Source organism: Aquabacter sediminis (assembly GCF_028863665.1).
Classification (GTDB): Bacteria; Pseudomonadota; Alphaproteobacteria; order Rhizobiales; family Xanthobacteraceae; genus L1I39.
The window spans coordinates 82630-96788 of the sequence record NZ_JARBFX010000013.1; the positions used below are offsets into that span (position 1 = coordinate 82630).

The window sequence follows — 14159 nt, forward strand, 5'->3', positions numbered from 1 at the left end:
AGGAAACCCGCCATGACGATGACGACGACGAAGAGGACCCTTTTGGCCGCCGCGCTCGCCTGCGCCATCGGCCTCGGCGCCCCGGCCGTGGAGGCGCAGTCGCTGAAGAAGATCAACATCTCCTACCAGCCGTCCCTCTATTGGGCCCTGCCCTTCTATATCGCCACCGAGAAGGGATGGTGGAAGGAGGTGGGCCTGGAGCCGTCCTTCGTCACCTTCCCGGCGGGCGCGCCCCAGGTGGCGGCGGCGCAGGCGGGATCGTGGGACGTCGGCGGCACCGGCTCGGTGCCCGCGGTGCTCGGCGCCTCCCGCTTCGGCCTCGTCACCGCCGGCATCACCAACGACGAATCCAAGACCAACGCCATGATGACGCGCGCCGACAAGGTCGCCGCCATCACCAAGGACCCGTCCCAGCTGAAGGGACAGAAGCTGCTCCTGACCACCAATTCCACGGTGGACTATGCCGCCCGCGCCTGCCTTGCCAAATGGGGGCTGAAATCCTCCGACATGCAGTTCGTCAATCTCGGACAGGCGCAGATCATTTCGGCCGTGATGGCCAATAATGGGGAAGTGTCCGGGGTCTGGGCGCCCAACACCTACACGCTGGAGGAAAAGGCCGGCGCCAAGGTGCTGTGCTCGGGCGCCGATGCGGGCGCCATGGTGCCTGGCGCGCTGGTGGTGCGCCCCGCCTTTGCCAAGGACAATGCGGAGGACGTGGCCAAGGTGCTGGCGGTCTATGTGCGCGGCTGGGGCTGGGCCAAGGCGCACCCGAAGGAAGCCCGCGAGATGACCAAGCGCTTCTATGCCGCCGGCGGCGTGGAAGCCTCGGACGCCGCCATCGACCAGGAATTCGCCCTGCGGCCCACTTATTCCCTGGCCCAGCAGATCGCGCTCATGGACCGCGCCAAGGGCGCCTCGGAATTCGACGGCTGGCTGGCGCGCATCGGCGGCTTCATGGCCGAGGTGGGCACCCTGCCCTCCGCCCCTGATCCGAAGACCTATGTGGACAACAGCTTCATGAAGAAGGTGGCCGCCGATCCCAAGCTCAAGGCCTTCGCCACCGAATTCGACAAGACCAACTGAGGCCGCAAGCCCGGACGCGCGGCGCGCGCAATGGAGTATGTGAGATGGCTATCGCGTATCTGAAGCGGGCGAGCAAGACGCCGGAAACCGAGACCGGAACCGCGCAGGATGTGGTCACCGCCATGTTGGCGGAGATCGAGCGGCGCGGCGAAGCGGCGGTCAAGGACTATGCGCTGAAGCTCGACAAATGGGACGGTCCCATCCTCGTCACCGCCGAGGAGATGGACCGCCGCGCCGCCGAGGTGCCGGAAGCCATCCGCCGCGACATCACCTTCGCCGCGGGGCAGGTGCGCCGCTTCGCCGAGGCCCAGCGCGACAGCGTGCGGGACTTCTCGGTGGACCTGATGCCCGGCCTGACTGCCGGGCAGAAGCTGGTGCCCTGCAATGTGGCCGGCTGCTATGTGCCCACCGGCCGCTATGCCCATATCGCCTCCGCCTATATGTCCATCGCCACCGCCAAGGCAGCGGGCGTGAAGACGGTGGTGGCCTGCTCCACGCCCTATCGGGGCCAGGGCATCCACCCTTATGTGCTCTATGCCATGAAGGTGGCGGGCGCCGACATGGTGATGACGCTGGGCGGGGTCCAGGCCATCGCCGCCATGGCCTTCGGCCTCTTCACCGGCAAGCCGGCGGACATCATTGTCGGCCCCGGCAACAAGTTCGTGGCCGAGGCCAAGCGCATGCTGTTCGGCAAGGTGGGCATCGACGTGTTCGCCGGCCCCTCCGAGGTCGCGGTGATCGCGGATGAGACCGCCGACCCGCTGATGGTGGCGGTGGACCTGGTGGGGCAGGCCGAGCACGGCCATGAAAGCCCCGCCTGGCTCTTCACCTCCTCCCGCGCGGTGGCCGAGGCGGTGATGGCCCATGTGCCCGCCCTCATCAACGAGCTGCCGCCCGTGGCGCGCGACGCCGCCTCCGCCGCCTGGCGCGACTATGGCGAAGTGATCGTGTGCGACACCCGCGAGGAATTGGTTGAAGTCTCCGACCGCTATGCCAGCGAGCATCTGGAGATCCACGCCGCCGACCTCGATTGGTGGCTGGAGAACCTCACCAATTACGGATCGCTCTTCCTCGGCGAGGAGACCACTGTTGCCTTCGGCGACAAGACGTCCGGCCCCAACCACATCCTGCCCACCAAGTTCGCCGCCCGCTATTCGGCCGGCCTGTCGGTGCACAAGTTCCTCAAGCCCCTCACCTGGCAGCGCATGACCCGGGAGGGCTGCAAGACCATCGCCCAGGTCACCGCCCGCATCTCGCGCCTGGAAGGCATGGAGGCCCACGCCCGCACCGGCGACCAGCGCCTCGCCAAATACTTTCCGGGGCACAATTTCGATATGGGCGCGGCGGTGGACGCCTGAGGGGAAGCCATGTTCGCCTTGTCGTCCCTCTTCGACCTGACGGGCCGCACGGCCCTTGTGACCGGCGGCAGTTCCGGCATTGGCCTTGCCATCGGTGCCGCCCTCGGCAAGGCCGGCGCGCGGGTGCTGCTCACCGCCCGGCGCGCGGCGGAGTTGTCCGCCGCGGTGGAAGACCTCCAGCGCGACGGAATCACAGCCGCCGCCTTGGTGTCCGATCTCGCCGCATCGGGCGCCGCCGAGGCGCTGGCGCGCGAAGCCGGTGCGGTGGACATATTGGTGAATGCCGCCGGCATCAATCTGCGCCAGCCCTTCGGCGCGGTGAGCGCGGAGGCCTTCGACCTGCACATGGCGGTGCATGTGCGCGCGCCCTTCCTGCTGACGCGGGACCTGGCGCCGGGCATGGCCGAACGGGGCTGGGGGCGCATCATCAACATCGCCTCACTGCAATCCTTCCGCGCCTTCCCCAATTCCGCGCCCTATGGCGCAGCGAAGGGAGCAGTGGCGCAACTGACGCGGGCGACCGCCGAGGCCTGGTCGCGCCACGGCATCACCTGCAACGCCATCGCACCGGGCTTCTTCCCCACCGCCCTCACGAAGGCGGTGTTCGAGGACGAGGCGCGCGCCAGCGCCAATGCCGCCCAGACCGCCATCGGCCGCAACGGCCGGCTGGAGGACCTGGTGGGTCCCGCCGTCTTCCTCGCCTCCGACGCCTCGGCCTATGTCACCGGCCAGATCCTGGCGGTGGATGGCGGCTTCACCGCCAAATGAACCAGTCTTGAGCGGACATCCCCAATGAGAGCCCTGGTCTATACCGGCCCCCACCACCTTGAACTGCGCACCGAGCCCGAGCCCATCCCCGGCAATGACGAGGTGCTGGTGCGGGTGGAGGCGGTGGGCATTTGCGGGTCGGACATGCATGCCTATCACGGCCATGACACCCGCCGCCCCGCGCCTTTGGTGCTCGGCCACGAGGCGGCCGGGCGCATCGCCTCCGGGCCACGGGCGGGAGAGCGGGTGACCGTCAATCCGCTGGTGACCTGCGGCACCTGTTCCAGCTGCGAGGCCGGGCGCCCGCATCTGTGCGCGTCGCGCCAGATCCTCTCCATGCCGCCCCGTCCCGGCGCCTTCGCCGAACGGGTGCGGGTGCCCGAGCGAAACCTCGTGACGGTGCCCGAGCATCTGCCCATCGCCCATGCGGCGCTGGCGGAGCCTGTGGCGGTGTCCTATCACGCGGTCAATACGGGCGCGCGCCTGCTGGGCCAGCCCTTGCCCGCCGCCCGCTGCCTGGTGCTGGGGGGCGGCGCCATCGGCCTTGCCGCCGCTCTGGTGCTGCGCATGCAGGGCGCGGCGCGCATCTTCCTGGCCGAGCCCCATGCGGGCCGGCGCGAGACGGTGCGGCGCGCCGGCGACTTCCTCTGCTACGCGCCGGGCGATGGCACAGAGCCAGCCGATGGCAGCATCGACCTCGTCATCGATGCGGTGGGTGCGGAGGCCACGCGCGCCGCTGCGAGCCGACTGGTGCGGCCGGGCGGCGTGATCGTGCACGCGGGCCTTCTACCCGGCGAAGCGGGCTTCGACGTGCGGCGGATCACCTTGCAGGAGATCATCGTCACCGGCACCTATTGCTACACCCCGTCTGACTTCCGAGCGACGGTGGACGCGCTGGCCAATGGCCGGCTCGGGGCGTTGGACTGGATCGAGGAACGCCCCCTCGCGGAGGGCCCGCAGGCCTTCGCCGACATCGACGCCGGGCGCACGGCGGCGGCGAAGATCGTGCTGCGTCTTTAGGCTGTCGGTGGCGCGGGGCGATGGGGGCTGCCATGATCGGGCGGCCTCCTCCGTGTGAATCCGGCCATGTCCCGCTCCGAACGCCTGCTCCTGCTTCTCGATGTCCTGCGCCGCCACCGCCGCCCGGTGAGCGGAAAAGTGCTGGCGGACGAGACCGGCGTGAGCCTGCGCACCCTTTATCGCGACATTGCCAGCCTCCAGGCCCAGGGCGCCACCATCGAAGGCGAGGCGGGTGTGGGCTATGTGCTGAAACCCGGCTTCCTGCTGCCGCCGCTCATGTTCTCCGCAGAGGAGATGGAGGCGGTGATGCTGGGCATGAAATGGGTGGCGGACCGGGGAGACGGGGCGCTCAGCGCCGCCGCCCGTGCCGCGCTCGCTCGCATCCGCGCCGTCGTGCCGCTGGACATGGATCCCGATCCCCACGCTGCGGCGCTCCTGGTGGGACCGTCGGCGCCTCTCCCCGTCCAACAGGTGGACCTCGCCCTGCTGCGCACGGCGATCCGCCGGGAGCGCAAGCTTTCCATCGCCTATTGCGACGCGGCCCTGGTGCCCACGAACCGGGTAATCTGGCCCTTCGCGCTGGCCTATTTCGACCATGCCCGCGTGGTGCTGGGCTGGTGTGAAATGCGGGCGGATTTCCGCTCCTTCCGCACCGACCGGATCGTGGAGGCGCGGCTGGAAGAGGCGCGCTATCCCCGCCGCCGGCTCGTGCTCCTGCGGGAATGGCAGACTCGGGAGGGCATCACGCCCGCGACGGAAAAAGTTGCTGCTGCCAGAAACTGACAGCAGGCTCCCATAGGGTGCGCCCGTCTCAATGACGGGAACCCACCATGTTCGTGAACACCTCCATCCTCCTCCATGTGGCCGACGCACAGGCGAGCGGGGCCTTCTATGCCCGGCTCCTTGGCATCGCGCCGGTGGAGGAGAGCCCCACCTTCGTCTTCTTCCGCCTGCCCAGCGGCACCGGTCTCGGCCTGTGGCAGCGGGAGGGCGTGACGCCCGCTTCTTCATCAGCCGTGGGCGGTGGCGAGATCGGCCTCAGCCTTCCCGATGCGGCGGCCGTGGACGCCGTCCATGCGGATTGGGTCGCCAAGGGCGCCCATATCCTTCTGCCGCCGACGGACCTGGATTTCGGCCGCAGCTTCGTGGCCGCCGACCCCGACGGGCACTGGGTGCGCGTCTATGCGATGGCGCCCGATCCGGCCTGAACGGGTTCGCTCAGGCCTGGCCGAGATAGAGCTTGGCCGCCCGCTCGTCGGAGAGCAGGTCGGCGGCGGGGCCTTCAAGGGCCACCTTGCCGCCGTCCAGCACCGCGCCGCGATGGGAGATGGCCAGGGCCTGCCGGGCGCGCTGCTCGATGAGGAACACCGCCGTCCCCGTCTTGGCCAGGTCCGCGATGCGGGCGAAGCTCTCGTCGACCTTGGCGGGTGACAAGGCGGCGGTGGGCTCGTCGAGCACGATCACCACCGGGCGCGTCATCAGCGCCCGGGCAAAAGCGAGTTGCTGGCGTTCGCCGCCCGACAGGCTGCCCGCCCGCGCCCGCCGCCGCTCGGCAAGGGCCGGGAACAGGGCGAACATTTCCTCAATACGGACGGCCTTGTCGCGCACCCCTTCCACCACCGCGAGATTGTCGCGGATGGACAGAGAGGGGAACACGTTCGCCACCTGCGGCACATAGCCGATGCCCGCATGGGCCCGCGCCTCGGCGGGCAGATGGGTGATGTCCCGCCCCTCCAGCAGCACCCGGCCGGTGACGCGGGGCAGCAGCCCCACCACCGCCTTGGCGAGGGTGGACTTGCCGGCGCCATTGGTGCCGGCCACGGTGAGGATCTCGCCCGCCGAGAGCGTCAGGTCGATGCCGTTGAGAATGTTCACCTCGCCATAGCCGCCGGCGAGGGTTTCGATGGTCAGCATCACGCGGCCGCTCCCCCAAGATAGGCGTCCCGCACCTTGGGATCGGCCAGCACCTCACTTGGCGTGCCGGAGGCGATGAGGCGGCCGCGATCCATCACGTGCAGGGTCGAGACGAGGCGGTTCAGCGCCGGCAGGTCATGCTCGATGATGAGGAAGCCGATGCCCCGCTCATTCAGTTCGCGGATGCGCACGGACAATTCCTCGATCAGCACCGGATTCACGCCGGCGAAGGGCTCGTCCAGCAGGATCATGCGCGCGCCCGTCATCAAGGCGCGGCCCAGCTCCACCAGCTTCTTCTGGCCGCCGGAGAGGCGCCCGGCGGGCAGGTCCGCCACCTTCTGGAGGCGCAGGAAGGCGATGGTCTCCTCCGCCTTCTCCGCGATGTGCGCCTCCTGCGCCTTCACGAGGCCGGGCCGGAAGAAGGCGGAGAGGAGCCCCTCCCCCGCCTGCCCGGGGCTTGCGGCCATGAGGTTCTCGCGCACGGTGAGGTGGGAAAATTCCCGCGGCACCTGGAAGGTGCGCACCATGCCGGCGCGCGCCCGCTCCATGGGGCTCGCGCGTCCGAGCGAACGGCCCTCGAAGGCCACCTCGCCCGCATCCGCCGCCAGGAACCCGGTGACGAGGGAGAAGAGGGTGGACTTGCCGGCCCCGTTCGGCCCGATCACGCCCACCAGCGCCCCGGCGGGCACCTCGAAGCGGACATCGTCCACCACGCGCAGGCCACCATAGGCCTTGGTCAGTCCTTGGATGGAGAGCGTCATTTGCGGGTGAAATCCCCCATCAGGCCCTGCGGGCGGTACATGGTGAAGAGGACGAGGGCGAGGCCGACGACCCCGAGCCGCACGCTCGCCATGGCCACTTCCGAGATGAAGGGCATGAGATCGCGCAGGAAGCGGGAGCCTTCCAGGAACACCATCAGCAGGAGCGCGCCCACCAGTGCCCCGGATATGCGCCCCACGCCGCCCATGATGATGGCCATCCAGACCTGGAAGGTCATCAGCGGCACGAACTGGTCGGGGGAGATGTAACCGATATAATGGGCATAGACCGCCCCGGCGATGCCCGCGAGCCCGGCGCCCAAAACCAGAACCTGGATCTTGAAGCCCGCCGGGTCCTTGCCCAACGCCTTCACCGCCTCCTCATTGTCGCGGATGGCCTCGATCATGCGCCCGAAGGGCGAACGCACGATGCGCACCATGGCGGCCACCGCCAGCAGGTTCAGCAGCACCAGCAGGCCGAGCACCGCCAAGGCCTGGGTGGTGCCGGAGAACATGCCAAACATTTTCGGGATGCCGGGAATACCCTGCACGCCCTGGGTGAGCCAGCGCTCGGAGGTGACGACGAGGCGCACCACCTCCGAAAAGCCCAGCGACACGATAGCGAAATAGTCCTCCCGCAGGCGGATGCTGGCAAGGCCCAGCGGCCAGGCCGCCAGCATGGCGAAGAGCGCGGCGAGCGGGAAGGTGATCAGCATGGACAGGGAATGGGTGGACAGGATCGCAGTGGTGTAGGCGCCCACGCAGAAGAAGCCCACATGGCCGAAATTGACGATGCCCGTGAGGCCATATTGCAGGTTCAGCCCCAGCGCGAGCAGCACATAGATGGCGCCGATAATGGCGATGGCGATCAGATAGGCGTCCATCAGCGCACCCCCTCAACCCGGCCGAACAGGCCCTTGGGCCGCACCAGAAGCACGATGAGCAGAACCACAAAGGCGAGCGCCAGCTTGTAGGTGAACCCAACATAGGGCGTGGCGATCTCCTGCAGCACGCCCAGCAGCACGCCGGCCACCACCGCCCCCACCGGATGGCCGATGCCGCCCAGCACCGCCGCCGCGAAGACGGGGATCAGCATCTCCCATCCCATTTCCGGCGACACCACCGTCTTGATGCCCAGCAGCACGCCGGCCAGCGCCGCCACCGCGCCGCCCAGCGCCCAGAGCCCCAGCATCACCTTGCGCGGCGCGATGCCCGACACCCGCGCCAGCATGGGATCATCCGCCACCGCCCGCATGCGCCGGCCCATGGGGGTGGCGTGCAGGATGAGGAAGACCACCACCAGGGTGGCGAGGGCGGCAATGCCGATCTTCAGGTCGTTGGGCTGGATGCGCAGGTCATAGACCCGCCAGGGCCGCACCAGGGGCAACTGGAACACCTGCTGGCCATGGCCATAGATGAGGCCGAGCACCGCGCGGATGACGAAGCCGACACCGATGGAAGCCAGCAGCGCCGACACCGAAGGCCGCCCCTCCAGCACCCGGAACACCAGGAGATAGGAGAGCACCCCCACCAGCGCCCCGGCCGCGAGCCCCACCAGGCCACCCAGCACGATGGAGCCGGTGGCGGCGAAGCCCGCCAGCGCCGCATAGGCGCCGCAGGTCATGAAATCTCCCGTCGCCGCATTGGCGAAGCGGGCCACCCCGAACACCAGGGTCAGCGCCAGCGCCGCGAGCCCGATGACGAGCCCGGACATGAGGCCGGAAATGGCGAGTTCCAAAAAACCGCTCATGGCCGGCTCAGGATGGGGGCGCCGCAGCGGCGCGGGAAGGGGCACGGAATCACGGGCTCAGTCCTCGTCCCGCGCGAAGGCGGGCGACACAGGGGAAGGCGAAGAGGGAGGCCGGCCGACACATGCGGCCGGCCCCGTGTCAGGTCAGAGCTTCACCACATACTTGCGCTCGATCTTGCCCTTGGAGGCGAAGGAGACCGAGAAGTCGGGCGTCACGTCGCCATACTGGTCGAAGTCGAGGATGGACGAGGCGCCCTGATAGTCGATCTTGCCGTCCTTCAGCGCCGCCTTGCCTTCCGCGAAGGTGGAGACCGGCTTGCCGCCGGGACCCGCCACCTCGCGCAGCTTGGCGGCGATGGCGGCCACGTCCGCATTGGGGCCGGCGGCCTCCATGGCCAGCGCCAGCACCACCACCATGTCCCAGGTCATGGCTGCATAGACATTGGACAGGCCCGACTGGCCCATGGCCTTCTGGTAGGCGGCATCATAGGCCTTGAACGCCTCGGAGCCCTCGTTGGAGATGCTGTCGACGGCGATGATGCCTTCCGTAACCTCCGGCCCCAGCGCCTGGACCAATTGCGGGTTGGCCGCCCAGGCGGGGATGATGAACTTGGTGGTCTCGCCGGTCTGGAACCATTCGCGCAGGATGATGGTGGTGTCGGCGAGATAGGAGCCCATGACGATCACATCGGGCTTGGCGGCCAGCACCTTCTGCAGCTCGGCGCGGTAGCTGGGCTGGTTAGGCTCATAGACCACCTCGGCCACCACCTTGCCGCCCTGCGCTTCCCAGGCCTTCTTGAAGCCCTCGGTGTTGCCGATGCCGGAGGCATTGTTGAAGGCCATGGTGGCGGGGCGCTTGAAGCCTTCCTTCTTGGCCACTTCCGCGAAGGCGCGGCCGAAGCGGTCATTGGTGGCCTGGAAGCGATAGAGCAGGCCCTTGGCATTGGCGGGAGGCACCGACAAGGCCGGCGCGCCCGAGGTGTGCATCAGGAGGATGCCGGCATCGTTGGTGAGCGGGGCCACCGCCAGCGACACGCCCGAGGCCCAGGTGCCCAGGATCGCCTGCACCTTGTTGACCTCGATGAGCTTCTTGGCCGCCAGCACCGCCGCCTGCGGCTGGGTCTGGGTGTCCTCGGCCGAGATTTCGAGGGTGCGCCCGGCGGCGCCGCCCGCCGCGTTCACCATTTCGGCGGCGGCGAGGATCATCTTCTGCATGCCGGAGCCATAGGGGGCGCCGGCACCGGTGACGGGGTTCAGCGCCCCGATGCGGAACGCCGCCGTCTGGGCGAGCGCGCCGCGCGTGAGAGCGGGGAGGAGAAGCGTGCCCGCAAGGCCCGCGAGCGTCTGGCGACGGGAAAGAGTCACGGTCGTGTTCCCTTTGGTTTGCAGTTCTTGGGTCTGGAGGCTTGTTGGTTCAGGCGAGCGTGGACGACTTGACGAAGGCGCCGCCCTTCATGATGAGCGGCATGTGGCGGCCCTGGCCGGTGAGCAGCGAGAGATCCGCCAGCGGGTCGCCCTCCACCACGATGAGGTCGGCGAAGGCGTCGGCGGCGATGGTGCCGATCTGGCCCTCCATGCGCAGCAGCTTCGCCGCGATGGTGGTGGCGGAGGCGATCACCTCATGGGCCGGCAGCACGCGGCCACGGATGACGAACTCCTCGGACTGGTGGCGGTGCATCTCGCCCAGCAGATCGGAGCCATAGGCCATGGGCAGGCCGGCTTCGCGCATGATGGAAATGGATTCCATGCCGGCCAGGCGCACGCTGTCGATCTTGGCGATGGAGCCGGCCGGGAAGCCCATCGCGGCGCCTTCGGAGGCGAGCTTGTCATAGGTCACAAGCGTGGGCACCGCGATGGCGCCCTTCTGCGCGGCCAGCTTGGCGGTGTCGGCCTGGATGAGATTGCAGTGTTCCAGCGAATGGACGCCGCATTCCACCGCCCGGCGAATGCCCTCGTCCGTATAGAGATGGGCGGAGACATAGGTGCCGGCATTCTCCGCCTCCTCCACCACCGCCAGCAATTCCTCCCGGGCAAAGCCGAGGAAGTGGATGGGATCGGTGGGCGAGGCGACGCCGCCATTGGCCATGATCTTGATGAAGTCGGCCCCGCCCTTGATCTCCTCGCGGGCAGCGCGGCGCATCTCCGGCACGCCGTCCACCACGCGGCCGAGCGCGCCCAGGCGGAAGCCGGTGCGGGGCGTCTCGCGGTCGTCATAGGGGCCGCGGAAGTCGCAATGGCCGCCGGTCTGGCTCAGCGCCTTGCCGCAGATGACCATGCGGGGCGCGGGCAAAAAGCCTTCCGCCGCCGCCACCTTCAGCCCGCGATCGGCGCCGCCGAGGTCGCGCACGGTGGTGAAGCCGCGCATGAGCATCTCGCCCATGAGCTTCATGGCGCGCACGGCGACGAGGCTGTCCGGCAGCTTGGCGTTGGCGCCGAGGTCGGCGAGGCAGGCGATGGTATGCACATGGGCGTCGATGAGGCCGGGCATGAGGGTGCGGCCCTTCAGATCCACCACCTCGGCCCCCGCCGCGCTGATCTTCGGCGCCACCTCCTTGATGCGCTCGCCCTCGACGAGCACCTCCACCGGCGCGCCGCGCTCGGGTGCGGTCCCGTCGACGATACGGGCATTGGTGAAGAGAAAGGCCATGGGTCAGCTCCGGTTTGTCGATCTGGCCCGCGGGGCGCGGGCGGCGCCAGCCTTGGCGGGCCGGGCGGGGATGTCGGCGGGAGGGGCGGCGGGCGCGCGTTCCTCGGGAAACTGCGCCGCCACCTGGGTTTTCCAGAAGGCCAGCATCTCCCGGTAATAAGCGGGGTCCTCGCGCAGAACGGTCTGGGCGATCATGCCGCGCACCAGGCACATGGTGGCGTTCATCACGGTCCGGGTATGGGCAACATCCGCCCCACGCCGGTCGGCCAGCGCCATCCAGACGGCATCAAGGCCGGCATGGAACTTCTTCACCACCGGGATGAGGCGATCCTTGAATTCATCATTGTGCCGGGCCTCCGGCAAGTATTCCATGGTCACATAGAACAGACGATCCGACATCATCTGCCAGATATAGTCGACGATCTCATCACTCGACCCACCGCGCGCGGAGAAGTCCTCGGCGAAGCGGTGCAGGTCGACGGTGACACGCTCCAGCATGTCGTTGATGGCGTCCGTCACCAATTCCTCCTTGCTGGAGAAATGGTGCGTCAGCGCGCCCCGCGAGACGCCGGCCTGGGCAGCGATCTGGGGGGTGGAGAGGCGCGAGAAGCCCTGGTCGTGCAGCAGGTCGATGGTGGCATGGCGCAGGCGAGCGGAGGTCTCCGCCGTCCGCTCATGCTGGGATCGTCTGCGCTGCGCCACCCTCGCCCCCATCTGAATTGCGGGCACAGCAAGGCACTACACTTACAAACAGTCAAGTCTGTTTATATCTGCACGCGGAGGGGGCATTTGCCCAGGATTGCGGCAGCCGGTCAGTACGCCCGAAATCCAGGCTGCGGCATGGTGGACATTGCCGAGCGCCCCCGTCCTGCTATCCAGGAGAAGAAGGCGCAGGCATATGGCCGGACAAGACGCTGCGAGGCATGACCCATGAGCGTTCCGCCCCCATCCTCCGCAACCGCGCTCCCTCCGGTGCGCTGGTCCGAGCTGATGACGCCCGAGCGCTGGTTCGCCCTCGCCCGCATCGCCATCGCGGGCCTGGCCGCCCTGCTGTACTGGCGAGCCTTGATCCCCATCGAGGCGCTGTGGCTGGCGGTGGCGCTGGGGCTTTATCCGCTGGTGCGGATCGGGCTCCGCGACCTCATTCACGACCGCAAGATCGGCACCGAGATCTTCGTCACCATCGCCACGATCATCGCCCTCATCGGCGGCGAGACGGTGGCCGGCGCGATCTTGATGGTCATCATCCTGATCGCGGAATTCATCGCCGACCTGAACATGGACCGCGCGCGGGCCTCCATCCGCGACCTCGTCGGCTCGGTGCCGCAGACCGCCCTCGTCCGCGCGGCGGACGGCGAGCATGCCGTGCCCATCGAAACCCTGCGCCCCGGCGATGTGGTGCTGGTGCGGGCGGGCGAGAAGATCCCGGTGGATGGCACCGTGGTCGCGGGCATGGGCTCCGTGGACGAGGCGCCCATCACCGGCGAGAGCGTGCCCAAGGACAAGGCCGCCGAGGATGGCGTCTATGCCGGCACCATTCTTGTCGCAGGCGCGCTTGACGTGCGCACCGCCCAGGTGGGCACCGACACCACCTTCGCCCGCATCGTCGCCTTGGTGGAAAGCGCGGGCGAGGAGCAGGCGCCGGTTCAGAAGCTCACCGACAAGGTGGCGGCCTGGCTGATCCCGGTGGTGCTCCTCTTCCTGCTGGCTGTTTATGCCTATACCCGCGACGTGCGCACCATCGTCACCTTGCTGATCTTCACCTCACCCGCCGAGCTGGGGCTGGCCACCCCGCTCGTCATCATCGCCGCCATCGCGCGCGCGGCGCGCAGCGGCATCCTGGTGAAGGGCGGCATCTATCTGGAGAGCCTCGCCAAGGTCGACACCATGGTGTTCGACAAGACCGGCACGCTCACCGCCAACGCGCCCCGGGTGGTCGGCGTCGAGATCCGCGATCCCGCCTTCACCGAGGCAGAGATTATGGCCCTGGCGGCGGCCGCCGACCGGCGCTCGGCCCATCCGCTCGCCGAGGCGGTGGTGGCCCACGCGGAGGCCATGGGCCTCGCGGTGGCGGAACCGGACCAATACGAGCAGATCATCGCGCGCGGCGTGAAGGCGGTCATTGGCGGCCGGCAAGTGTTGGTGGGCAATCCGGCCTTGCTACGGGAGAATGGCGTCGCCCTCGACGCGCCTGTGGAACAGGGCGGCCGCACCCCACTGCATGTGGCCGTGGACGGGCGGTTCGTCGGCGCCATCCTCATCGCCGACACCATCCGGCCCAATGCGCGGGAAGCCCTCAGCCGGCTGCGGGCCACCGGCGTCCGCCGCCTCGTCATGCTCACCGGCGACAATGCGGCGACCGCGGCCGCCGTCGCGGCGGAGCTTGGCCTCGACGACGCACGCGCCAACCTGCGCCCGCAGGACAAGGTCAGCGCCATCGCCGAGTTGCAGAAGCAAGGCGCGCGCGTCGCCATGATCGGCGACGGCATCAACGATGCCCCGGCCCTGGCGCGGGCGGATGTGGGCATCGCCATGGGCAGCGGGGGCACGCAGGCCGCCTTGGAGGCGGCCGACATCGCCCTTATGACCGACGACCTGATGCGCATCGTCAGCGCCCGCGCCATCGCCCGGCGGGCCTATCGCACCATCCAGGAGAACCTCATCTTCGGCGTCGGCGTGGTGCACGTGGCAGGCATCACCGCCGCGCTTCTGGGCTGGATCGGCCCGGTGGAGGCGGCGCTCCTGCACCTGGGGCCGGACCTTCTGGTGTTCCTGAATTCGATCAAGCTGCTGCGAATTCCCATCCAGGATGTGTAGACCGGAAAGACCTTGCGGAGCCGGCTCGTTTGAAGATGGACCTT

The 14159-nt window shown here is 68.7% G+C and carries 14 protein-coding genes; 7 read left to right on the plus strand and 7 right to left on the minus strand.

The window, feature by feature from the left end; translation table 11 throughout:
• Positions 1–12 precede the first annotated feature (12 nt).
• From PV781_RS21025 to PV781_RS21050, 6 genes are all read left to right on the plus strand, one after another.
• Positions 13–1083 (plus strand): ABC transporter substrate-binding protein, encoded by a 1071-nt coding sequence (locus PV781_RS21025; RefSeq protein ID WP_274777580.1) that lies wholly within the window; start codon positions 13–15, stop codon positions 1081–1083.
• A 44-nt stretch (positions 1084–1127) separates the two neighbouring features.
• On the plus strand, positions 1128–2441 hold the full coding sequence (gene hpsN / locus PV781_RS21030) for a sulfopropanediol 3-dehydrogenase (protein WP_274777581.1): 1314 nt from the start codon (positions 1128–1130) through the stop codon (positions 2439–2441).
• Between the two features lie 9 nt (positions 2442–2450).
• Positions 2451–3209: an SDR family NAD(P)-dependent oxidoreductase gene (locus tag PV781_RS21035; RefSeq protein WP_274777582.1), complete on the plus strand. Its 759-nt coding sequence runs from the start codon at positions 2451–2453 to the stop codon at positions 3207–3209.
• A 24-nt stretch (positions 3210–3233) separates the two neighbouring features.
• Positions 3234–4229, plus strand: coding sequence for an alcohol dehydrogenase catalytic domain-containing protein (locus tag PV781_RS21040; protein WP_274777583.1), 996 nt, complete (start codon positions 3234–3236; stop codon positions 4227–4229).
• Between the two features lie 66 nt (positions 4230–4295).
• Complete coding sequence (locus tag PV781_RS21045; protein WP_274777584.1) at positions 4296–5012, plus strand: helix-turn-helix transcriptional regulator; 717 nt, start codon at positions 4296–4298, stop codon at positions 5010–5012.
• A 47-nt stretch (positions 5013–5059) separates the two neighbouring features.
• Positions 5060–5437: a VOC family protein gene (locus PV781_RS21050; protein ID WP_274777585.1), complete on the plus strand. Its 378-nt coding sequence runs from the start codon at positions 5060–5062 to the stop codon at positions 5435–5437.
• Between the two features lie 10 nt (positions 5438–5447).
• Here PV781_RS21050 and PV781_RS21055 read toward each other — a convergent pair whose 3' ends face one another.
• The 7 genes from PV781_RS21055 to PV781_RS21085 all read right to left on the minus strand — a co-directional run bounded on the left by PV781_RS21055 (position 5448) and on the right by PV781_RS21085 (position 12000).
• Positions 5448–6143, minus strand: a complete 696-nt coding sequence (locus tag PV781_RS21055; RefSeq protein ID WP_274777586.1) for an ABC transporter ATP-binding protein — start codon at positions 6141–6143, stop codon at positions 5448–5450.
• A complete protein-coding gene (locus PV781_RS21060) occupies positions 6143–6904 on the minus strand; it encodes an ABC transporter ATP-binding protein (RefSeq protein WP_274777587.1) in 762 nt (253 codons plus the stop codon). Before PV781_RS21060 ends, PV781_RS21055 begins: the two co-directional genes overlap by 1 nt.
• The gene (locus PV781_RS21065) at positions 6901–7785 is read right to left on the minus strand and encodes a branched-chain amino acid ABC transporter permease (protein ID WP_274777588.1); all 885 of its coding nucleotides are present in this window, start codon (positions 7783–7785) and stop codon (positions 6901–6903) included. The genes PV781_RS21060 and PV781_RS21065 overlap by 4 nt, the downstream gene beginning before the upstream one ends.
• Entirely contained in the window at positions 7785–8651 is an 867-nt protein-coding gene (locus PV781_RS21070; protein ID WP_274777589.1) for a branched-chain amino acid ABC transporter permease, read from the minus strand. Before PV781_RS21070 ends, PV781_RS21065 begins: the two co-directional genes overlap by 1 nt.
• A gap of 144 nt (positions 8652–8795) precedes the next feature.
• Positions 8796–10016, minus strand: coding sequence for an ABC transporter substrate-binding protein (locus PV781_RS21075; protein ID WP_274777590.1), 1221 nt, complete (start codon positions 10014–10016; stop codon positions 8796–8798).
• A 49-nt stretch (positions 10017–10065) separates the two neighbouring features.
• Positions 10066–11298, minus strand: a complete 1233-nt coding sequence (locus PV781_RS21080) for a metal-dependent hydrolase family protein (protein WP_274777591.1) — start codon at positions 11296–11298, stop codon at positions 10066–10068.
• Positions 11299–11301: 3 nt separating this feature from the next.
• The gene (locus tag PV781_RS21085; RefSeq protein ID WP_274777592.1) at positions 11302–12000 is read right to left on the minus strand and encodes a TetR/AcrR family transcriptional regulator; all 699 of its coding nucleotides are present in this window, start codon (positions 11998–12000) and stop codon (positions 11302–11304) included.
• 228 nt (positions 12001–12228) lie between these two features.
• On the opposite strand from PV781_RS21085, the gene PV781_RS21090 reads away from it, so the two are divergent.
• Entirely contained in the window at positions 12229–14115 is a 1887-nt protein-coding gene (locus tag PV781_RS21090; protein ID WP_274777593.1) for a heavy metal translocating P-type ATPase, read from the plus strand.
• Positions 14116–14159 lie beyond the last annotated feature (44 nt).